This window comes from Rhizobium sp. CF142, from assembly GCF_000281145.1.
Lineage (GTDB): Bacteria > Pseudomonadota > Alphaproteobacteria > Rhizobiales > Rhizobiaceae > Rhizobium.
In genome coordinates this window covers 1-20485 of record NZ_AJWE01000105.1, presented here as the reverse complement: position 1 = coordinate 20485, position 20485 = coordinate 1, and the positions used below count along the sequence as shown (strand labels likewise).

The 20485-nt window shown below is 60.8% G+C and carries 20 protein-coding genes and 1 riboswitch; of the genes, 10 read left to right on the top strand and 10 right to left on the bottom strand.

Translation table 11 applies throughout. The features are described from left to right. The first annotated feature begins 66 nt into the window (after nt 1-66). The 5 genes from PMI11_RS24475 (at nt 67) to PMI11_RS24455 (ending at nt 4922) form a co-directional block, all read left to right on the top strand. Nucleotides 67-1053: a carbohydrate ABC transporter permease gene (locus PMI11_RS24475; protein ID WP_007822544.1), complete on the top strand. Its 987-nt coding sequence runs from the start codon at nt 67-69 to the stop codon at nt 1051-1053. Next, complete coding sequence (locus PMI11_RS24470; RefSeq protein WP_007822543.1) at nt 1053-1883, top strand: carbohydrate ABC transporter permease; 831 nt, start codon at nt 1053-1055, stop codon at nt 1881-1883. Before PMI11_RS24475 ends, PMI11_RS24470 begins: the two co-directional genes overlap by 1 nt. Before the next feature lie 12 nt (nt 1884-1895). Beyond that, a complete protein-coding gene (locus PMI11_RS24465) occupies nt 1896-2924 on the top strand; it encodes an ABC transporter ATP-binding protein (RefSeq protein ID WP_007822541.1) in 1029 nt (342 codons plus the stop codon). A 75-nt stretch (nt 2925-2999) separates the two neighbouring features. After that, the gene (locus PMI11_RS24460; RefSeq protein ID WP_007822539.1) at nt 3000-3785 is read left to right on the top strand and encodes a ThuA domain-containing protein; all 786 of its coding nucleotides are present in this window, start codon (nt 3000-3002) and stop codon (nt 3783-3785) included. A gap of 12 nt (nt 3786-3797) precedes the next feature. Next, nucleotides 3798-4922 carry a Gfo/Idh/MocA family protein gene (locus PMI11_RS24455; RefSeq protein ID WP_007822537.1) on the top strand — a complete coding sequence of 375 codons (1125 nt, stop codon included), beginning with the start codon at nt 3798-3800 and terminating at the stop codon, nt 4920-4922. Nucleotides 4923-5076: 154 nt separating this feature from the next. Here PMI11_RS24455 and ribB read toward each other — a convergent pair whose 3' ends face one another. The 7 genes from ribB to PMI11_RS24420 all read right to left on the bottom strand — a co-directional run bounded on the left by ribB (nt 5077) and on the right by PMI11_RS24420 (nt 12012). Continuing rightward, on the bottom strand, nt 5077-5703 hold the full coding sequence (ribB, locus tag PMI11_RS24450; RefSeq protein WP_007822535.1) for a 3,4-dihydroxy-2-butanone-4-phosphate synthase: 627 nt from the start codon (nt 5701-5703) through the stop codon (nt 5077-5079). A gap of 115 nt (nt 5704-5818) precedes the next feature. Next, a riboswitch (FMN riboswitch) is annotated at nt 5819-5963 on the bottom strand. Nucleotides 5964-6069: 106 nt separating this feature from the next. Further along, nucleotides 6070-6852 carry a glucose 1-dehydrogenase gene (locus PMI11_RS24445; protein ID WP_007822533.1) on the bottom strand — a complete coding sequence of 261 codons (783 nt, stop codon included), beginning with the start codon at nt 6850-6852 and terminating at the stop codon, nt 6070-6072. Between the two features lie 74 nt (nt 6853-6926). Then, nucleotides 6927-7664, bottom strand: a complete 738-nt coding sequence (gene tpiA / locus PMI11_RS24440; protein ID WP_037072029.1) for a triose-phosphate isomerase — start codon at nt 7662-7664, stop codon at nt 6927-6929. A gap of 4 nt (nt 7665-7668) precedes the next feature. Beyond that, complete coding sequence (locus tag PMI11_RS24435) at nt 7669-8457, bottom strand: SDR family oxidoreductase (protein WP_007822527.1); 789 nt, start codon at nt 8455-8457, stop codon at nt 7669-7671. A gap of 22 nt (nt 8458-8479) precedes the next feature. Next, nucleotides 8480-9958, bottom strand: a complete 1479-nt coding sequence (locus tag PMI11_RS24430) for a sugar ABC transporter ATP-binding protein (protein WP_007822525.1) — start codon at nt 9956-9958, stop codon at nt 8480-8482. A 27-nt stretch (nt 9959-9985) separates the two neighbouring features. Continuing rightward, nucleotides 9986-10915, bottom strand: a complete 930-nt coding sequence (locus PMI11_RS24425; protein WP_007822523.1) for a sugar ABC transporter substrate-binding protein — start codon at nt 10913-10915, stop codon at nt 9986-9988. A gap of 113 nt (nt 10916-11028) precedes the next feature. Beyond that, nucleotides 11029-12012 carry an ABC transporter permease gene (locus PMI11_RS24420; RefSeq protein WP_007822521.1) on the bottom strand — a complete coding sequence of 328 codons (984 nt, stop codon included), beginning with the start codon at nt 12010-12012 and terminating at the stop codon, nt 11029-11031. Nucleotides 12013-12224: 212 nt separating this feature from the next. Between PMI11_RS24420 and PMI11_RS24415 the strand changes: the two genes are divergently transcribed. The 5 genes from PMI11_RS24415 (at nt 12225) to PMI11_RS24395 (ending at nt 18440) form a co-directional block, all read left to right on the top strand. Beyond that, nucleotides 12225-13034: a transketolase gene (locus tag PMI11_RS24415; RefSeq protein WP_037072047.1), complete on the top strand. Its 810-nt coding sequence runs from the start codon at nt 12225-12227 to the stop codon at nt 13032-13034. Beyond that, complete coding sequence (locus PMI11_RS24410; RefSeq protein WP_007822517.1) at nt 13034-13990, top strand: transketolase family protein; 957 nt, start codon at nt 13034-13036, stop codon at nt 13988-13990. The genes PMI11_RS24415 and PMI11_RS24410 overlap by 1 nt, the downstream gene beginning before the upstream one ends. Before the next feature lie 64 nt (nt 13991-14054). Then, nucleotides 14055-15521, top strand: coding sequence for an FGGY family carbohydrate kinase (locus PMI11_RS24405; RefSeq protein WP_007822516.1), 1467 nt, complete (start codon nt 14055-14057; stop codon nt 15519-15521). Nucleotides 15522-15542: 21 nt separating this feature from the next. After that, nucleotides 15543-16502, top strand: coding sequence for a sugar-binding transcriptional regulator (locus PMI11_RS24400; protein WP_007822515.1), 960 nt, complete (start codon nt 15543-15545; stop codon nt 16500-16502). A 174-nt stretch (nt 16503-16676) separates the two neighbouring features. After that, nucleotides 16677-18440, top strand: coding sequence for a peptidoglycan D,D-transpeptidase FtsI family protein (locus PMI11_RS24395; protein ID WP_007822514.1), 1764 nt, complete (start codon nt 16677-16679; stop codon nt 18438-18440). 153 nt (nt 18441-18593) lie between these two features. Here the strand turns inward: PMI11_RS24395 and PMI11_RS24390 are convergent, their stop codons facing one another. From PMI11_RS24390 to PMI11_RS24380, 3 genes are all read right to left on the bottom strand, one after another. Further along, a complete protein-coding gene (locus tag PMI11_RS24390; RefSeq protein WP_037072045.1) occupies nt 18594-19331 on the bottom strand; it encodes an ABC transporter ATP-binding protein in 738 nt (245 codons plus the stop codon). Further along, nucleotides 19331-20173 carry an ABC transporter ATP-binding protein gene (locus PMI11_RS24385; RefSeq protein WP_037072025.1) on the bottom strand — a complete coding sequence of 281 codons (843 nt, stop codon included), beginning with the start codon at nt 20171-20173 and terminating at the stop codon, nt 19331-19333. The genes PMI11_RS24390 and PMI11_RS24385 overlap by 1 nt, the downstream gene beginning before the upstream one ends. Continuing rightward, the coding region (locus PMI11_RS24380) for an ABC transporter permease (RefSeq protein WP_007822510.1) at nt 20160-20485 on the bottom strand (326 nt) is incomplete at its 5' end. The genes PMI11_RS24380 and PMI11_RS24385, both read right to left, overlap by 14 nt.

Below are 20485 nucleotides of genomic sequence, written 5' to 3'. Positions count from 1 at the left end.
TCGGATATCTCGTCGCTGCCGCTTCCGATAACGCCGTCGTCGATTGTCTCATGAAGCGGATATTCCATGAGTGAAGTTGCAGTCTCCCAAAATCTGAGCACAGGCGCGCGCACGAAGGCAATCTCTTCGGATCTGCGCTCGGAACGTGTCCGATCCGCCTGGATCTTCCTGGCTCCGACACTGCTGATCCTGGCCATCGTTGCCGGCTGGCCGCTGTTCCGCACCATATACTTCAGCTTCACCAACGCGTCGCTGACGAACCTCGGCGATGCCCAGTTCGTCGGCTTCGACAATTACCTCTCCTGGGTCACCCTGAAGAGCGGCCGCACGATCTATAGAGGACTGCTGGCTGATCCCGCCTGGTGGGGCGCAGTCTGGAACACGGCAAAATTCACGCTGTTGTCGGTGACGATCGAAACCGCGCTCGGCCTCGTCGTCGCCCTTGTGTTGAACGCGCAATTCGTTGGCCGCGGCATCGTGCGCGCCGCTATCCTCATTCCCTGGGCGATCCCGACCATCGTCTCCGCGAAAATGTGGGCCTGGATGCTCAACGACCAGTTCGGCATCCTCAACGACATGTTTCTCAGCCTCGGGCTCATCAGCCAGAAGATCGCGTGGACCGCTGATCCTCAGACCGCGATGATCGCCGTTCTGATCGTCGACGTCTGGAAGACAACGCCCTTCATGGCGCTGCTGATCCTCGCCGCCCTGCAGATGGTTCCGGCCGATATTTACGAAGCCGCAAAGATCGACGGCATCAACCCCATCAAAGTGTTCTGGCGTCTTACCCTGCCGCTGATCCGCCCGGCAATCATGGTCGCCGTGATCTTCCGCATGCTCGATGCCATGCGCATCTTCGACCTGATCTACGTGCTGACACCGAACAACGCCCAGACCAAGACCATGTCGGTCATGGCGCGCGAAAACCTCTTCGATTTCGACAAGTTCGCCTATGGCGCAACCGCCTCCACTGTTCTCTTTCTCATCATCGCGTCCGTTACCGTGCTCTACATCTGGCTCGGACGCGTCAATCTCGGCGGAGGCGAACGCTGATGCTGCTCACAGCCACGAAAAATACACTGTTCTATCTGCTGGTCACGGTCATCGTCATCATCGCGGTCTTCCCGTTCTATTACGCGATCCTGACAAGCTTCAAAGCCGGCACCGCGCTCTTCGAGGTCACTTACTGGCCGACCTCGATCTCGCTGGAAAACTATACCGGCGTGCTGACGACAGGCAGTTTCATTCGCAGCCTCGGCAATTCGCTGTTCATTGCATGCCTCGTGGTTGCCGCTTCGCTGCTGCTCGCCGTGACCGCATCCTACGCGCTTGCCCGCGTGCATTTCCGGGGTCGGGCACTCTTGATGCTCACCATCCTGTCTGTCTCGATGTTCCCGCAGATTGCGGTGCTGGCGGGGCTTTTCGAACTCATTCGCTGGGTCGGCATCTTCAACACGCCCTTCGCGCTGATCTTCTCCTATATGATCTTCACCCTGCCTTTCACGGTGTGGGTGCTGACGACTTTCATGCGGGATCTGCCGATCGAGATCGAGGAAGCGGCCATCGTCGATGGCGCCTCCCCCTGGGTCATCATCACGCAGGTGTTCATGCCACTGATGTGGCCGGCCCTGGTCACCACCGGCCTGCTCGCCTTCATCACGGCCTGGAATGAATTTCTGTTCGCCCTGACTTTCACCTCGTCGGATGCGCAACGGACGGTGCCGGTAGCGATCGCTCTCCTTTCGGGCGGCAGTCAGTTCGAAATCCCCTGGGGCAATATCATGGCGGCATCGGTCATCGTTACCGTGCCCGTCGTCATCCTTGTTCTTATTTTTCAACGCCGGATCATTTCCGGGCTGACCGCCGGCGGCGTCAAAGGCTGAGGAAAGCGAGATATGGCACAAATTAGATTAGACAATATCCGCAAGAGCTTCGGGGCATTCGAAGTCATCAAGGGCGTCAGCATGGACATCCGGAAGGGGGAGTTCATGGTCTTCGTCGGCCCATCCGGTTGCGGCAAGTCCACCTTGCTTAGATTGATCTCAGGACTGGAGGACATAACGTCAGGCACGCTTTCCTTTGATGGTCAGCCGGTCAATCGTCTTTCCCCGTCGAAGCGCGGCATCGCGATGGTCTTCCAGTCCTATGCGCTCTATCCGCATATGACGGTCTACGAAAACATGGCCTTCGGCATGAAGCTCTCCGGCCGGACCAGGGAAGAATGCAAGGCGCGCGTCGAACAGGCAGCCGGCATGCTGCAGCTCTCACCCTATCTGGAGCGCCTGCCGCGCCAGCTTTCGGGCGGCCAACGCCAGCGCGTCGCCATTGGCCGCGCCATCGTTCGTGACCCGAAGGTCTTCCTGTTCGACGAGCCATTGTCGAACCTTGATGCTGCGTTGCGCGTCGCCACCAGGCTGGAGATCGCCAAGCTCCACCGCGGCATGCATGACACCACGATGATCTATGTCACTCACGATCAGGTCGAGGCCATGACGCTTGCCGATCGCATCTGCGTTCTTCGCGATGGCGTCGTCGAACAGGTCGGAACGCCGATCGAACTCTACGAAACCCCGAACTCAATCTTCGTCGCCGGCTTCATCGGCTCGCCGAAGATGAATTTCCTCTCCGGACCGTTCGCGGCTCCCTATAGTGCCCACACGATCGGGGTGCGAGCCGAACATATCGAGTTTAGAGATCAGGATCCTGCCTGGACGGGCACCGTCATCCACTCAGAAATTCTCGGCTCGGACAGCTTCGTCTATCTCGACATCGGCTCGGCCGAACCGCTCACCGTTCGAGAAACCGGCGTATCAAGCCACGAGCCCGGCCAGCAGCTGGGCGTGTCGCCGGTCAAGGATCGCATTCACCGTTTCGACCAATCCGGACGCGCGCTCGAAAAGGTCCCTTTCAAGGGCGCAGCCTGACCACCAATCAAACAAACAGGATCCGACCGCTTCCCATCGGTTCCGGTCCGCCACTTGCTGCAAAGGAGCAGAAACTTGCCTATTCGCACCATCGTCTGGGGTGAAAACATCCATGAAAATACCAACGCCATTGTCCAGGAGATCTATCCCGAGGGCATGCACACCGCGATCGCCAAGGCGCTGAACACCGATCCGGCGATTTCGGCCACGACCGCTACACTGCAGGAGCCTGAGCACGGCCTGAGCGAAGCCCGGCTTGCCGAGACCGACGTTCTGACCTGGTGGGGTCACAAGGATCATGGCGCCGTCTCCGATATCGTTGTCGAGCGCGTCGCCAAGCGGGTCTGGGAAGGCATGGGTCTGCTCGTTCTGCATTCCGGTCATTTCTCGAAGATCTTCAAGCGGCTGATGGGCACGCCCTGTGCGCTGAAATGGCGCGAGGCGGGCGAGCGCGAGCGTCTGTGGACGATCAACCAGCGCCACCCGATCGCGGCCGGTCTCGGCGAGCATTTCGAACTGGAAAACGAAGAAATGTACGGCGAGCAGTTCTCCGTGCCGGAGCCGCTGGAAACGGTCTTCATCTCCTGGTTCCAGGGCGGCGAAGTCTTCCGGTCTGGCCTGACCTGGCGCCGTGGTGCGGGCAACATCTTCTATTTCCGTCCCGGCCACGAAACCTATCCGACCTATCATGATGCCAAAGTGCAGAAGGTGCTGATCAACGGCGTGAAGTGGGCCTATAACCCGCAGGGCGATCTGAAGAGCATCACCGATGCCCCAAATGTGCCGGTAGAGAAGGCACTGGAGCCGATCGTCGAACGCGGCCCGAGACTGCATCAGGCCGGCGAAGCCGGTTACCGCTGAGGAGAAGAGCAAATGCGTCTACTCGTTCTAGGTACGGGCATGATGGCGAAAAACCAGGTTGCCAACTTCCTCACCATCGATGGCGTGGAGGTGGTCGGCGCCGTCGATACGGATCGGACCAGGCTCGATGAGTTCGCCGATCATTTCAACATCGAAAAACGCTTCAGCACGCTTGAAGAGGCGATCGCCTGGGGTGGATTCGATGCGGCCACAAACGTCACGCCCGACCGTGTCCACCACGCAACCAGCCTGGCTTTGATTGCTGCCGGCAAGCACGTCTTCTGCGAAAAACCCTTGGCGGAAAACTATGCGCACGCTCTCGAAATGACGGAAGCAGCTGAGGCCGCCGGCGTCATCAACATGGTCAATCTCACCTATCGCAACGTCGCGCAGCTGCAGCGCGCCCGTGAGATGGTGTTGGCAGGCGAACTTGGCACCATCCGCCATGTAGAGGCCTCCTATCTGCAGAGCTGGCTGGTATCGCGCGCCTGGGGTGACTGGCGCACGGAATCGCGTTGGCTGTGGCGTTTGTCCACCGGTCACGGTTCGAACGGCGTGCTCGGCGATGTCGGCATCCATATCCTCGATTTCGCCGCTTATGGCGCCGCGACCGATATCGACCATGTCTTTGCGCGGCTGAAGACCTTCAACAAGGCGCCGGGCGGCCAGATCGGCGAATATATGCTCGATGCCAATGACAGCTTCACCATGTCGGTCGATTTCGCCAATGGCGCCCTTGGCGTCATCCATGCGACACGCTGGGCAACCGGTCATCTCAACGAACTGAAGCTGCGCATCTATGGCGAGAAGGGCAGCCTCGAAGTCATCCATCGTCCTGACGGCTCAGATCTTCGCGGCTGCTTCGGTGACGATATTGAAAGCGCCACCTGGCGTGACATCGAGGTGCCGGCGGCGCTGACCAACTACCAGCGCTTTGCCGAAGCGGTCAGGACCGGAAAGCAGGACGATCCCACCTTCCGCCACGCCGCCAATCTGCAGAAGGTCATTGATCTCGCGATCGTATCGGAGAAAGAACGTCGGGAGTTCAATCTGCTGGCCTCCGAGAGCCTGGAAGGCACGGCCGGCCAGGAACGCAAGGCAGACGATCAGGGGCCGGCGCTAGCACTCGTCATCTGACGGCATGCTGAAACATCGAAGACCCGAGCGATCGGGTCTTCTTTAAGCCAATAGCTCACGCTGCTTATCCATGGCGGAGCGCGGGTGCCTTACGCAAACGGCACCCACATGACCTCGGCTTACTGTGGCATTACCACGCCAAGGGCTAGCGCGCTTAGGCGGCCTTAACAGGCGCGCTCACGCCTCGATAAGCAATGAGATCCTCGATCGTGATCAGGTGGAGGCCGTGCCGCTCGGCAAACTGCTCGAGCTCGGGCAGACGCGCCATCGTGCCGTCATCATTGGCCACTTCGCAGATGACACCCGACGGAGAAAGGCCTGCGAGCCTTGCGAGGTCGACAGCAGCCTCGGTGTGGCCGGGGCGAGAAAGCACGCCGTTCGGATGCGCACGCAGCGGGAAGATATGGCCGGGCCGCGCAAAATCCTCGGGGCGGGAAGTCTCGGCAATGAGTGCGCGAACCGTTGCGGCGCGGTCAGCCGCCGAGATTCCGGTCGTCGTTTCAGGAATATAGTCAACCGACACGGTGAAAGCCGTCTTCAAAAGTTCGGTATTGTTGGGGACCATCTGCGGGATCTGCAATTCGTCCAGCCGCTCGCCTTCCATGGCCACACAGATGAGGCCGCGGGCATAATTCATCATGAAGGCGATCGCCTGCGGGGTGATTGCCTCGGATGCGATAACGAGGTCGCCCTCGTTTTCCCTGTCGCGATCGTCGACGACGACCACGATCTCTCCACGCGCAATCGCGGTGATCGCATCTTCGATTTTGGAAATTGCCATTTCTCTGCCTTTCAAGGGTTAGCCGCGTGAGCGGCATACATGGCTTGTCAAAAGCCACCATTTTCCCTTGGGCGAACAAGCATATGAAACACCGCGTGCCGAGCGGTGTCCTCTGCGTTGCTCTCTTCCATCCGGACTATGACCGTCGGCTCCGGCATCTCACCGGATCTGCTGACCCTTCGCTTTCACGAAGGCGCTCGCGGGCTCCGAGTTGCCTCGATACCGCCGGTGGGGAATTGCACCCCGCCCTGAGAACATTACTTAGATAGATGATGAAGGCCTTGTTCTGCAAGAGGTTGGGTGCAGATCTCGCCGCGGGAATTGTCTCGCAGGGGTGAAAGCACCGTTTCCTATTGTCGAACAGAGCTAGGACATGATGAGGCCGCCATCGACATTGATGGTCTGGCCGGTGATGTAGGCCGCATCGTTGCTGGCAAGGAAGGTGACTAGGCCGGCGACGTCTTCGCCGGAACCGGCGCGCTTCATCGGGATGCCTTCGACCCATTCCTTCATCAGTTCGCCGGGGCCGTAATTGCCGAGCAGCTTGCCCCATGCCTGGTCGTTATAGGCCCACATGTCGGTCTCGATGATGCCCGGGCAGAAGGCGTTGACGGTGATGCCGTCGGTCGCGACTTCCTTGGCAAGGCTCTGGGTGATGCCGACGACGCCCATCTTCGAGGCGGCATAATGCGGCGTGTAGATGAAGCCGTCGCGTGCCTGGCCGGAGGCGGTGTTGATGATACGTCCGCCGCGGCCGTGCTTGCGCATGCGGGCGATCGCTTCCTGGGCGCAGAGGAACACGCCTTTGGTGTTGACCGCCATGACCTTGTCCCACTCGCCCTCGGTCATATCCTCGATGCGGGCAATGGTGATGACGCCGGCATTCTGGATGGAGACGTCGACAGCGCCGAATGCCTGCTCGGCAGCGTCATAGAGTGCCTTGACGCTCGCCTTGTCGGTAACGTCGCCGACGAAGGAGATCGCCTTTCCGCCATCGGCTTTGATCTGTTCGGCCACGCCATGCACGCTCTCCTCATTGGCGGAGACGACGAGATTGGCCCCTTCGCGCGCAAAGCGTTTGGCGATCGCAGCGCCGATGCCGCGGCTTGCACCGGTAATGACGACGGTCTTGTTTTCAAAACGTTGCATTCTCTTTTCCTTTCAACGGGGCCGGCGTGAGCGCACCGATCTGCACCGGCGACACTTGTCTCCGCACTCAGAGTTCAAACGGCTGCCGAAATAATTCCTGCGAGTTCCGAGGCCTTCAGCGAAGCGCCACCGACCAGCGCTCCGTCCACATTGCGAAGCCCGAATATCGCCTCTGCATTGGATGTCTTGACCGAGCCGCCATAGAGGATCCTGACCGAATGGCCATCGCTGCCCAGCCGCTCTTCGAGCATCTGCCGGATTGCGGCGTGGACCTCCTCGATCTGTTCGTTGGTCGGCACCAGTCCGGTTCCGATTGCCCAGACGGGTTCATAGGCTATGACAAGATTTCGGCTGGTAGCACCCTCAGGGACCGATTCCTGCAGCTGCCCATCAACCACTTCGATCGCCCTTCCTTCGTCGCGCTCACGCCGCGTTTCACCGACGCAGACAATCGCGATCAAGCCGGCCCGATGCGCGGCGACCGCCTTTGCAAGGACGATTTCATCATCTTCGCCATGAGACACACGGCGCTCGGAATGTCCGAGGATGACAAAACGCGCACCGATATCGGCCAGCATTTCGGCAGAAACGTCGCCTGTGTGGGCGCCTGACTGCTGCGCATGACAATCCTGCGCGCCGATGACCAGGTTCGAATCCTTGGCTCGCTCCACTGCGCGATCAATCAGCGTGAAGGGCGGGCAGACGACGATATCGCACGTCGCACTGCCCGTTAGTCCCTTCAGCGCCTCGATCTCAGCTTGGGAGGAGATGAGACCGTTCATTTTCCAGTTGCCTGCGATCAGCTTGCGCATGGCATCACCAGCAGCAGAAGCCGCCGTCGACGAGCAGATCGACGCCCGTCACGAAGCTTGCAGCATTCGACAGGAGGAAGACGGCCGGACCGACCATCTCGTCGACGCCAGCCATGCGCTGCATCGGCGTCTGCTCCTCGAAGAGCTTGGTCTGATGCACCATCTCCGGCCGGGTATTCATCGGCGTTGCGGTATAGCCCGGCGAAATCGTGTTGACGCGGATGCCGCGCCCGACCCATTCCATCGCCAGCGACTTCGACATATGGATCACGCCCGCCTTGGAGGCGTTGTAATGGGCCTGACTAAGACCGCGGTTGACGATGACGCCGGACATGGAGGCGATGTTGACGATGGAGCCGCGGCCGTTCTTCAGCATGGCGCGCGCTTCGGCCTGGCAGGAAAGGAAGACGCCCTTCAGGTTGATGTCCATCAGCGTCTGATACTGGTCCTCTTCCATCTCTTCGGCGGGATTGGCATTGGCGATGCCGGCCGCATTGACGGCAAGTGAGAGAGCCCCGAGATCGACTTCGGTGCGGGCGACGGCATCGGTCAGAGACGACTTGCTGGTCACATCGGCGGCAATTTCGATCGAACGGCGGCCGGCAGCCCGGATATGGCTGGCAGTCGTGGCAAGACCGTCATCGGTGCGCCGATCGAGAAGCGCCACGTCGGCGCCGCACTGGGCAAGACCGATGGCGATCCTTTGCCCGATGCCGCTGCCGGCGCCGGTCACGATGGCGACCTGGCCGCTGAGATCAAATAGTTTCGGTGCGTTCAGAGAGATGTCGGACACCGCTCTTCCTTTCTGTCTTTGCCTAGATTGTCGCCAGTTCCATGACCGAGACGTCGTTCGCCTCGTCACGCTTCAAAATGCCTGCCTGCTTGCCCTGAGCCAGCACGAGAATGCGGTTCGATACGCCGAGAACCTCCTCGAGGTCGGAGCTTACGACGATGACCGCGACACCCTGTTTGGCCAGGTTGACGATGATATCGTAGATGCCGGCGCGGGCTCCGACATCGATGCCGCGCGTCGGCTCGTCCAGCACCACGACCTTCGGATCGCGCATCAGCCATTTGGCGATGACGACCTTCTGCTGGTTGCCGCCCGAGAGATCGGAGGCAAACTGCTCCGCACGCCCCTTGACGCCGAACTTCGCCACTGCCTTTTCGGCGAAAACGCGCTTCATGCTCGAGGTGAGCCAGCGCCCGCCGAGCTTGTCGAGATTGGCGTAGACGATATTTTCGCTGATCTTGTGCGCGACGACGAGGCCCTGGTCCTTGCGGTCTTCCGGGACCATCACGATGCCTTTGGCAATCGCGTCCGCAGGGCTGCGCAGCTTCAGCGCCTCGCCTTCCAGCCGGATCGAGCCAGCGCTGATTGGATCGGCACCGGAAATCGCCCGCACGAGCTCGGTACGGCCGGCACCGACGAGGCCGGCGATGCCGAGGATCTCGCCCGCGTGAACGTCGAAACTCACATCCCGGAAGGAATCGTCCGGCGACGTCAGGCCGGATACCTCAAGGACGGGCCTGCTGGTCGGCTCGGGAAGGGTCGGAAACATGCGATCGAGCGAGCGGCCGACCATGCTTTCGACGATCGTGCGCACCGGCGTCGAGCTGTCGGCAAATTCATGGACACGCTCTCCATCGCGAAGCACGACGATGCGATCGGTGATCTTTTTGATCTCCTCCATGCGGTGGGAGATGTAGATGATGCCCACGCCCTCGGCGCGAAGCTTGCGCACCTGCTCGAACAGGGCTTCCGTCTCCGCCCCGCCAAGGGCTGCGGTCGGCTCGTCGAGGATCAGGAGTTTTGCATTGAGCGCCAACGCCTTGGCGATCTCGATGAGCTGCTGGTTGGCGGTCGAAAGACCGGCGACCTTTCGGGTCGCGGGAATGTGCAGGTTCAGCCGTGCGAGCTGTTCCTGGGCGCGGCGGACCATCTGGGTGCGGTCGACCACGCCGTTCTTCATCGGCCAACGACCGATGAAGACATTTTCAGCGATCGAAAGATGCGGCAGAAGCTGCAGTTCCTGATGGATCAGCACGACGCCCTTGTCGATCGCCTCGCGTGGAGCGGCCGGGGCATAGGGCTGCCCCAGCCATGTCATCGTGCCCTCGGACGGTGTGCGTGATCCGGCAATGATGCCTGACAGCGTCGACTTGCCAGCGCCGTTTTCGCCGAGAAGTGCCACCACCTCGCCGGGATAGACGTCCAGGTCCACATTTTTCAGAACCTGGAGCGGTCCGTAGCGCTTGGATATGCCCCTCAGGGAAAGAACCGGCTCGGTCACAGCACACCTCCTCGAGATTTCGACTGATTACGGATGGTTGGCGATGAAGCCGGCCACGTTTTCCTTGGTCGTCAGCGTAGCGTCCATCAGTTGGACCGGCGGCACCTTTTCCTTGGCAGCGAGCTTGACCGCGTTCTCCACCGCGTCGCGGCCCATCTTCTGCGTCTGCTGTGTCGCGGTCACGTCGAACACACCCTTGCTGAGGGCCTCGAGTGCAGCGGTGTCGCCATCAAAACCACCGACCACGATCTTTTGCGATGGATTAGCGACCTTGATCGCCTGAGCCGCACCGAGCGCCAGTCCATCTGCCTGGGCAAAGACGATCGAGACATCCGAATTCGACTGGAGCATGTTCTGCATGATCTGGAAGCCCTCGTCCTGGCTCCACATGTTGGAATATTGCTCGGCGACGACGCCCACATCCGGATAGGCCTTCAGGGATTCCTGGCACCCCTTGCTGCGGTCCAGTTCAGGCGTGGTGCCCTTCTGGCCGTGGATGATGACCATCTTGCCCTTGCCGCCGGCTTCCTTGAGGATGTAGTCGCAAACCGCCTTGGCGGAGGCGACGGAATCGGTCGCCAGGAAGGTATCGCCCGGAGCGCCCTCGGCATTGCGGTCGACGTTGACGACCGGAATGCCGGCCTGCTTTGCGAGCTTGACCGGCACACTGGCTGCAGCAGCGCCTGCCGGGATGTAGATCAGTGCGTCGATATCCTGGGTCAGCAGGTCCTGGATCTGGTTGACCTGGGTCGGGCCATCGCCCTTGGCGTCGACGGTGAGGACCTCGATGCCACGCTTCTTGGCTTCCGCTTCGACCGACTGCTTGATCTGGTTGAAGAAGTTTGCCTGCAAATTGGCGACGGCAAGGCCGAGCTTCTTGACTTCGGCCGCCTGAACGGATCCGAGGCTGAGGCCAAGCAGGGCGGCAGACGCGAGCAGAGTGCGCGCAAATTTCATGTCAATTCCTCCGTTGTTAGTGAACCCTCGGGTATCCTCCCCCTCGGGCAGTAGATCCGCTCCAAACTTCTCGGAGGGGAATTGTGAGGCCAGCGTTGAATGCGGCCGAATGATCAGGCGGCTCGGCGCTTTCGAATCGTTTCCGCACCGACAGCAAGAACGATGACGACACCGATGATGACCTGCTGCAGGAAGGGCGAGACGTTGAGCAGATTGAGGCCGTTACGCAGAACGCCGATGATCAGCACCCCGATAAGCGTCCCACCAATGCCGCCTGCGCCTCCCGATAGAGACGTTCCGCCGATGACGACGGCCGCGATCGTGTCCAGCTCGTAGCCAAAACCGCTGGACGGCTGAACCGAGTCCAGACGGGCAGCAAGAACGATACCGGCAAGACCTGCAAGGACGGCACTCGCCATGTAAACAAGAATGGTCACAAGCTGGACGTTGATGCCGGCAAGACGAGCAACTTCGGGATTGCCGCCGACCGCATAGAGCATGCGGCCTTCTGCGCGGAAGTGCAGGAAAACCCAAGCAGCGGCGACGACAGCCAGCATCAGGAAGACGGTTGCAGTCAGAATGCCGAAATGGCGGTCAATGGCCAGCATCATGAACCAGTCGGGGAAGCCGACGATCTGCTGGCCGTCGGTGATCATGTTCGCCACGCCGCGCGCAGCCGACATCATCGCCAGTGTCGCGATAAAGGCAGGCACCCTGAACCAGGTGACCATGATGCCGACGATCAGGCCGCTGATCATCGAGGCAATGAGCGCCACCACGATGCCGACGCCGAGCGGCAGGCCGGCGACATTCGCCGTCCAGCCCATCACCATCATCGCGAGAGCCAGGACCGAACCGACCGAAAGGTCGATGCCGCCGATCAGGATCACGAAGGTCATGCCGACTGCCATGATCCCAAGCACGGTGATCTGGTCGAGAATGTTCAGACCATTACGGACGGAGAGAAATGCATCAGTGCTGAAGGTCAGGAACAGGCAGAGCAAAAGCAGCCCGATGAGCGGACCGGTTGCTCCCGTGAGCTTGCTGACCCACGTACCGGACGGACGGCTCTGTTCATTCACGTCGATCGCCACCATCGTTCCTCCCTGGGATTAAGGCCGGCGGCCAATATTTCTTCAAGCAAGAATATTTATTCATGCCTGCTGGAAAATTCATTAACAACTTGCTTAGATGCTGTCAACCAGCTTTTCGGGTGATGAGCGAAGCATAATGACCAATAAGGGGCTTGACTAAGGCGGCTTGTATGCAAAAATATAACTACATGAATATTTATGCACAAGAGGAAACGATGGAGCCTTCCGAACTTGAACGTGTTGCTCGCCAGATCCGTCTGCGCGACCTCCAGGCCGTATACGAGGCAGGCGCCGGCCATATCGGTGGCGAGATGTCGGTGATCGATCTCCTCACTGCGCTGTACTTCCGCGTGCTGCGTGTCTGGCCCGACCAGCCCAAACACCCCGATCGCGACAGGTTCGTGCTGTCGAAGGGCCATACGGCCTGCGCGCTCTATGTCGCGCTCGCCAAGCGCGGCTTCATTCCGGAAGAGGAGATATCGACCTTCCTGAAGCCGCATTCCCGGCTGAACGGCCACCCGAACTGTAACAAGGTGCCGGGCGTCGAAACCAATACCGGGCCTCTGGGACACGGGCTGCCGGTCGCTGTCGGCATGGCGAAGGCGGCGAAACTCTCGGGCGCGAAATACCACACCTATGTCATCACCGGTGACGGCGAGATGCAGGAAGGCTCCAACTGGGAAGCCATCATGGCGGCATACCAGTTCCGCCTGGACAACCTGACGCTGGTCATCGACCACAACAGGTTCCAGCAGGGCGCGTCCCTCTCAGACACCAACGATCTCGCGCCGCTTCGCCCCAAGCTCGAGGCCTTTGGCTGGGAGGTCAGCGAAATCAACGGCAACGACATGCACGCGATCGTGCCCGCTCTCGAGCATCGCTCCGACCGCCCCCATTGCATCGTCGCGCATACCAATAAGGGCCACGGCATCTCCTTCATGCAGGACCGCGTCGACTGGCATCACAAGGTTCCGAGCAAGGAACAGTATGAAACCGCATTGGCAGAACTGTCGGAGGCACTCTAATGAACGCGCCCGTAAACCCACCGAAGCTCTATGATTGCCGCGATGCCTTTGCCGCGACGCTCGAACGGCTGGCGGCCGAAAATGAAACCATCGTCGCCGTCTGCAACGACTCGGTCGGCTCCTCCAAGCTCGGCGGCTTCAAGTCGAAATTTCCCGATCGCCTCGTCAATGTCGGCATTGCCGAACAGAACATGGTCGGCGTCGGCGCCGGTCTCGCCAATGGCGGACGCCTGCCCTATGTCTGCGGCGCTTCACCATTTCTGACCGGCCGGTCGCTCGAGCAGATCAAGGCCGACATTTCCTACTCCAATGCCAACGTCAAGCTGGTCGGCATTTCCTCGGGCATGGCTTACGGCGAACTTGGCCCAACCCATCATTCGATCGAGGACTTCGCCTGGACGCGCGTGCTGCCAAACCTGCCCGTCATCGCGCCATGCGACCGGATTGAGACTGCCGCCGCCGTCGAATGGGCCGCAAGCTACAATGGTCCCTGCTTCCTGCGCCTGTCACGTGTCGGCGTTCCGGATCTGCTGCCCGAAGGCCACAAGTTCGAAGTCGGCAAGGCGAACCTGCTGCGCGAAGGCTCCGATGTCACCCTGATTGCCAACGGCACACTGACCCACCGCATGGTGAGGGCCGCCGAAATCCTGGCCGAGCGCCGCATCAAGGCGCGCGTGCTCAACATGGCGACCGTTCGTCCGATCGACGAGACCGCCATCATCGCGGCCGCCACCGAGACCGGTGCTATCGTGACGGCGGAAGAACATTCGATCTTCGGCGGCCTCGGTTCCGCCGTCGCCGAAGTGGTCGTCGATAACGCGCCCGTGCCGATGAAGCGTCTTGGCGTTCCCGGCATCTATGCGCCGACGGGTTCGGCCGAATTCCTCCTCGACGAATTCGGCATGGCGCCGGCGGCGATCGCCGATGCGGCCCAGGCGCTGATCAAGCGCAAATAATCTGATAGCAGGTCTATTGAGCCGGGGCGCACATCCGCCCCGGCCATTGTCTGAGGAGAAGACGATGCGGGCTATTCTGGCGATCGACCAGGGCACCACCAATTCGAAGGCAGTCCTGGTTTCCGAAACAGGAGAGGTGCTTGCCAGAGGCTCGGCCGCCGTCGGCATCTCCTATCCGCAACCGGGCTGGGTCGAGCAGGATCCCCGCCGGATCTTTGCCTCCGTTTGCGAAGCGATCGAGGCCTGCCTGAAAAATGCCTCCGGTGCGACCGTCGAGGCGGTGGCGGTGTCCAACCAGCGCGAATCCGTCACGGTCTGGGATACCGAGACCGGTGAAGCGCTGGGTCCGGTGCTGAGCTGGCAGTGCCGCCGCACCGCACCGGACTGCGAGCGCCTGATCGCCGAAGGGCATCTGGACCGCGTGCAAGCACTTACCGGTCTGCCCCTCGATCCAATGTTTCCCGGGTCAAAATTCCGCTGGCTGCTCGATCGCGTTCCGGCCGGACGCTGCGTGCGTCTTGGCACGATCGACAGCTGGCTAATCCATTGCCTGACGGGTGGACGCCGCCACGTCTGCGATGCCTCCAATGCCGCCCGCAGCCAGCTGTTCGACCTCAATGGCCAGGTCTGGAGCAAAGAACTCGGCCAAATCTTCGGCGTCAATATTGCCCTGCTCCCTGAAGTGCTCGACAGCTCTGCCGATTTCGGCACAACACAGGGGCTTCCCGGCATTGCCGATGGCACGCCGATCCGCTCGGCCATCGGCGACAGCCATGCAGCGCTCTTCGGTCACGGCGCCTTCAAGCCCGGCGACGGCAAGGTGACGTTTGGAACCGGCTCCTCCGTCATGACGACATTGCCGCGCTTCATCGCGCCGCAAAACGGCATCACCACGACGGTCGCCTGGCGGATCGCTGGCGTGCCGACCTTCGCCTTCGAAGGCAATATCCTCGTTTCGGCCGCAAGCCTTCCCTGGATGGCCGGCATTCTCGGCCTTCCTGATGTGGCCGCCCTCGTCGACCTTGCGGCGACGGCCGAGCCGGGCGGACCGGGATTCGTGCCGGCCTTCGTCGGCCTCGGCGCCCCCTACTGGAACTCCGACGCCCGCGCCCTCTTCGCGCAGATCAACTTTTCCACGACCCGCGCCCAGATGGCCCGCTCGGTGACGGATTCGATCGCCTGCCAGGTGCATGACGTGGTCGCGGCCATGCGCGCCCAGAGCGGCGGTAAACTCGGCGCTCTCTATGTCGACGGCGGCCCGAGCCAGAACCGTTTCCTGATGCAATGCGTGTCGAACCTAATCGAGCATGCTGTGATCCAGTGCGAGGCACCGGAGGCTTCCGCTCTCGGTGCCGCCTATCTCGCCGGGCTTTCGCTCGGCCTGTGGAAGGATCTCGATGTGATCGAGGCACTGCCCAGAAGCACCGAAGTGATCCGCCCCGAAGAGATCAATCGCATCGGCCTTCTCAATACATGGAATGATGCGCTGGCCCGCTCGACGTCGCGGCCGACACCGGCTAAGTGTGAATAATAATTCAAGCTGGTATAGCCCATGTCCCGCCTCAACGAACTCCGCCTGATTTCTAGGGTTGCCCAGATGTACCACATCGAAGGGCGGCGGCAGGCGGAGATCGCACAGCATTTGCGGCTTTCTCAGGCGACGGTCTCGCGAATGCTGAAGAGGGCCGAGGCCGAGGACATCGTTCGCACCAGCGTCATCCCGCCGGTCGGCACCTATAGCGAGCTCGAGGGAGCGCTCCGACAAAAGTTCGACCTTCCAGAAGCAATCGTCGTCGAGTGCAGTGAGGACCGGGACGGGGCCATCATGGCCCGGATCGGTGAAGCGGCAGCCCATCTTCTGGAGATCACACTTTCGCCTGGCGAGATTGTCGGGGTGTCGAGCTGGAGCCAGACCATCTTCAAGATGGTCGAAAACATCCATCCGCAGAAAAGCGCCCAGGTAAAATACGTTGTCCAGACCCTCGGAGGCATGGGCGACCCTTCGGTGCAGACACATGCCACGCAGCTCACCACGCGCCTTGCCCGCCTCACCGGCGCCGAGCCCAAGTTGCTTCCCGTACAGGGCGTGACGACGTCGAGGGAAGCCAGGCTCCTGATGCAGTCAGATCCCTTCGTCCGTGAGACCATGGATCTCTTCGGCAGCATCACACTCGCCATTGTCGGCATCGGTGCGGTGGAGCCGTCCGAATTGCTTGCTCGCTCGGGCAACATCTTTTCGTCGCGGGAACTCGCCGATCTCGCAGAGGCCGGCGCCGTCGGTGATATTTCACTGCGTTTCTTCGACAAGGACGGAAAACCGGTGAAGACGCCGCTGGATGACCGGGTCATTGGCCTTCCGCTCGAGGACCTTGCGCGGGTGGATCGGGTCATCGCGCTGGCTGGCGGCGCGAAGAAGACGGCAGCGATCTCAGGCGCTCTTCGTGTTGGCGTCATCGACATGCTGGTAACCGACAAGTTTACCGCTCAGCGATTGATCGACGCAACGGCTTGATGTGACAGTCGAACGCTGTTCCCAGTGGCATTTCTGGAATGCGACGGTTAACGAACCGTTAGATAATTCGACGCAAATCTAGTCACCAGTTGCCCCAGGAGAAACCGGCCGGAAAACGCACCGCGTTTTCGGAAGTGCTTCTTCGACTTCCGCCTCCTGTTCTGGATCAGCTCAATGAGTATCATTTCCCGAATTCTGAAGATCAAAAGCCGGTCCCACATCCTCGTCGAACGTCAGAGGATCGGCATTGACGACAAGATCCCGGGCACAAGAAAGATGCGGAGCGGCCAGGCAAGGCAGCGCCTGGGAGTCTTGATCGGCGCCTTCATCTGCGGGTTCCTTCTGATCGGCGGGCGTCTCGTCCAACACGGACTTGCCGAGGATCCCACCACTAGCTCGCTTGGCAATCCCAACAGCGTCGCTTCCCGGCCCGACATCATCGATCGCAATGGCCAGCTCCTGGCTACCGACCTGAACATGGTCTCCCTCTATGCAGACCCCCGTCGCATCGTCGACGCCGACGAAGTGGTGGAGAAACTCGCAGCCGTCATCCCGAGCCTCGATTGGAGGGAGACCCACAAGAAGCTCAAGATGGACAGCGGCTTCCAGTGGTTACGGCGCCAACTCACACCAAGGCAGCAAGCTGACATCCTGGCCCTTGGCCTTCCCGGCATAGGCTTCAGACCGGAAAAACGTCGCTTCTATCCCGGCGGGCGGGCCGCGTCGCATATTCTCGGCCACGTCAATGTCGACAATCAAGGACTGGCCGGCATGGAGCGGTATCTCGACCAGCAGGGCCTGGCCGATCTGAGGGCTGTCGGACTGACGTCCGGAGTTCCACTTGAGCCCGTCAGGCTGTCGATCGACATCCGCGTCCAGAACATCGCCCGAGAGGTCGCCGCCAAGGCGATGAACGCATATCAGGCAGAGGCCGCCGGCGCACTCGTTCTCGACGTCGAGACGGGCGAGGTCCTGGCCATGGCCTCGGTGCCGGACTACGACCCCAACGAGCCGTCGCGCGCATTGGCGGACGGCAGACCGGACAAGGATTACGAGAAAGGCTGGTTCAACCGGATCAGCAATGCGACATTCGAAATGGGCTCGACCTTCAAGAGCTTTACCTTGGCAATGGGCCTCGACGCGGAAAAGATCACTCTAAACTCCGTTGTCGATGCATCCCGTCCGATCCGCATGGGCGGCTTCACGATCAAGGATTTCAAAGGCAAGCACAGGCCACTGTCGATCCCGGAAGTCTTTCAGTATTCGTCGAACATCGGCACCGCCGCCGTCGCGGATATGGTCGGCATCGAAGGGCATCAACAGTTCCTGACCAAGCTCGGCCTTCTCTCCAAGATGGAGACGGAGATGCCGGGTGTCGCAACGCCAACACAGCCACACACATGGAAGAAGATCAACTCTGTCACGATCTCCTTCGGCCACGGCGTCGCGACAACCCCGCTGCAGACGGCGTCTGCGGCCGCATCTCTTATCAATGGCGGCAATCTCATTTCGCCGACCTTCCTGCCACGGTCGCCGGAACAGGCCGCAGCATTATCGCGAAACGTCATCAAGCAAAGCACGAGCGCGGATATGCGCTACCTCTTCACCTGGAACGGGCTGAAGGGCTCCGGCCGTGCTGCCCAGGTCGAGGGCTTCAACGTCGGCGGCAAGACCGGCACCGCCGACAAGGTCGTCAATGGACGCTATGCCAGCGACCTGAATTTCAACGCCTTCGTCGCGGCCTTTCCGATGGATAGGCCGAAATATATGGTCCTCGCGATTATCGATGCCCCGAAAACCGGCGAGCATGGCGGGCGAACAGCTGCGTCAACCGCTGCTCCGATGGTGAAGGAAATCATTGGTCGAGCAGCCCCGCTGCTCGGCGTCCAGCCTCGTTTCGGTTCGAATGATGTTCCCTATTCACTGATCGGTTACTGAGCTATCCGCCAGGATCTGCGACGCGCGCCGTACGTCGCTGCAACAGCGATCGGCCTCGGCCTATGCGCCCGAAGCCCAGGATTGATTTCTGGCCGGTCGGCCTCATGCCGAGGCGCGCGGCGCCCATGGTCGGTCGTCGACACATAGAAAGTGTCAGATGAAAGTCGCTTCGAATAGCTCACGCGCATATTCGTCGTGCGTTTTTCCGTCCTGCAGATCCCGTTTCGAGAGTTCGTCGACGAACCGGCCATCCTTCATGATCAGCACGCGATCGCACATATGGGCAATCACTGCCAGATCGTGACTGACAAGCACGTAGGTCAGCCCCATCTCGTCGCGCTGGTCCGCCAGCAGGTTCAGGATTTCGGCCTGTATTGACACATCGAGCGCCGAAGTCGGCTCGTCGAGAAGGAGGATTGGCGGGGAGAGGATCAGCGCTCGCGCGATTGCGACACGCTGGCGCTGGCCGCCGGAAAGTTCGTGAGGGAAACGGTTTGCAAATGCCCCCGGCAGGCCGACCTGGCGCAGAGAACGCTCAACGCTTTGCCAGATCTCTTGTCTGCCCATGGCCCGCAAAGGCTCGGCAAGGGCCGTGCCGATCCGGTGGCGCGGATGCAGCGAGCCATAAGGATCCTGGAAGACCATCTGGGCGCATTTGAGGTCGTCGAGGCTTCTCGACTTGCCGACGGTGCGACCGGCGAGCGTGATTTCGCCCGACCAGCCTTTTTCCATGCCTGACAGGCATCGCAGAACAGTGGACTTTCCGCAGCCGGATTCGCCGACGATACCCAGCGTTTCCCCACGCGCGACGCTGAAGCTGATATCCTTGACGACATGGTTTTGCTGTTTGCCGGACAGAAATTTGACGTTGAGGTCGCGGACTTCGATCATCATGCTCTCTCCAGGTCGATCTTCGAGCGATCGAGGACCGCAAGCCGCCGGACGGGATGTCGCGGATCGGGCATCGCGGCGATCAGCCCCTTCGTATAGGGATGGCTTGCATCTTCCAGCCGCGTCAGCGTCTCGACGATGCGCCCCGCATACATGACGATGATCCGCTCGCAGAAGGCGGAGACCATCCGGATATCGTGACTGATCAGCAGCAGGCCGGAATCGTTCTCCCGGACGAGTTCATCGAGCAGCGTCAGCACGTCCTTGCGCACGCTGACATCGAGCGCCGAGGTCGGTTCATCGGCGATGACGAGCTTTGGCTTGGCAAGCAGCATCATCGCAATCATGACACGCTGCCCCATGCCACCAGATATCTGATGCGGATACTGCGCCATCACGCGCTCGGCGTCCCTGATGCGAACGCGCTCGAGCATTACTTTGGCGGCAGCGGTCGCCGCTGCACCACGCAGGTTGAGATGCAGGCGGGCGGCTTCGGCGATCTGCTTGCCGACGGTGAGCACCGGATTGAGCGAATAGCGGGGGTCTTGCATGATGAGTGCAATATCCTTGCCGCGTATCTTTCCCATCTGCCTCTCGGACAGAGACAGAAGCGGACTGCCGTCGAGGTCGAGACGCTTTGCCGAGACGGTGGCGCCTGCCGACAGAAGGCGCATGATCGCGCGACCGGTCGTCGATTTTCCAGAGCCGGACTCGCCGACGATGCCGACGCGCTCGCGCCCGACTTCGAAACTGACATGGGAAACGGCAGGCACGGCGTTCCTGCCGAAGCTGACATTGAGGTCTTCGACTGAGAGGACTGGCTTCATATCAGGACCTTGCATGACGGGGATCCAGAATGTCGCGAAGCGCGTCGCCTGCGACATTGAAGGCGAGGCTGGTGACGAGAATGGCAACGCCCGGCATCACGGCAACCCACCAATAGTCGAGCATGAACTTGCGCCCGCTCGATATCATCGCGCCCCATTCGGGCGCCGGCGGCTGCGCGCCCAATCCGAGGAAACCAAGCGAGGCGGCCGTCAAAATGATGCCTGCCATGTTCAGGGTCAGGCGTACGATCACCGACGGAATGCACATAGGGGCGATATAGACGAACAGGATGCGCAATGGCGAGGCGCCATAGAGGCGGGCTGCCG

Bases quoted from the DNA above. Each gene is read 5' to 3' on its own strand.
- PMI11_RS24475 (WP_007822544.1), top strand. From the start codon at position 67: ATGAGTGAAGTTGCAGTCTCCCAAAATCTGAGCACAGGCGCGCGCACG.
- PMI11_RS24470 (WP_007822543.1), top strand. From the start codon at position 1,053: ATGCTGCTCACAGCCACGAAAAATACACTGTTCTATCTGCTGGTCACG.
- PMI11_RS24465 (WP_007822541.1), top strand. From the start codon at position 1,896: ATGGCACAAATTAGATTAGACAATATCCGCAAGAGCTTCGGGGCATTC.
- PMI11_RS24455 (WP_007822537.1), top strand. From the start codon at position 3,798: ATGCGTCTACTCGTTCTAGGTACGGGCATGATGGCGAAAAACCAGGTT.
- ribB (WP_007822535.1), bottom strand. From the start codon at position 5,703: ATGGCAATTTCCAAAATCGAAGATGCGATCACCGCGATTGCGCGTGGA.
- PMI11_RS24445 (WP_007822533.1), bottom strand. From the start codon at position 6,852: ATGCAACGTTTTGAAAACAAGACCGTCGTCATTACCGGTGCAAGCCGC.
- tpiA (WP_037072029.1), bottom strand. From the start codon at position 7,664: ATGCGCAAGCTGATCGCAGGCAACTGGAAAATGAACGGTCTCATCTCC.
- PMI11_RS24425 (WP_007822523.1), bottom strand. From the start codon at position 10,915: ATGAAATTTGCGCGCACTCTGCTCGCGTCTGCCGCCCTGCTTGGCCTC.
- PMI11_RS24420 (WP_007822521.1), bottom strand. From the start codon at position 12,012: ATGGTGGCGATCGACGTGAATGAACAGAGCCGTCCGTCCGGTACGTGG.
- PMI11_RS24415 (WP_037072047.1), top strand. From the start codon at position 12,225: ATGGAGCCTTCCGAACTTGAACGTGTTGCTCGCCAGATCCGTCTGCGC.
- PMI11_RS24410 (WP_007822517.1), top strand. From the start codon at position 13,034: ATGAACGCGCCCGTAAACCCACCGAAGCTCTATGATTGCCGCGATGCC.
- PMI11_RS24405 (WP_007822516.1), top strand. From the start codon at position 14,055: ATGCGGGCTATTCTGGCGATCGACCAGGGCACCACCAATTCGAAGGCA.
- PMI11_RS24400 (WP_007822515.1), top strand. From the start codon at position 15,543: ATGTCCCGCCTCAACGAACTCCGCCTGATTTCTAGGGTTGCCCAGATG.
- PMI11_RS24395 (WP_007822514.1), top strand. From the start codon at position 16,677: ATGAGTATCATTTCCCGAATTCTGAAGATCAAAAGCCGGTCCCACATC.
- PMI11_RS24390 (WP_037072045.1), bottom strand. From the start codon at position 19,331: ATGATCGAAGTCCGCGACCTCAACGTCAAATTTCTGTCCGGCAAACAG.
- PMI11_RS24385 (WP_037072025.1), bottom strand. From the start codon at position 20,173: ATGCAAGGTCCTGATATGAAGCCAGTCCTCTCAGTCGAAGACCTCAAT.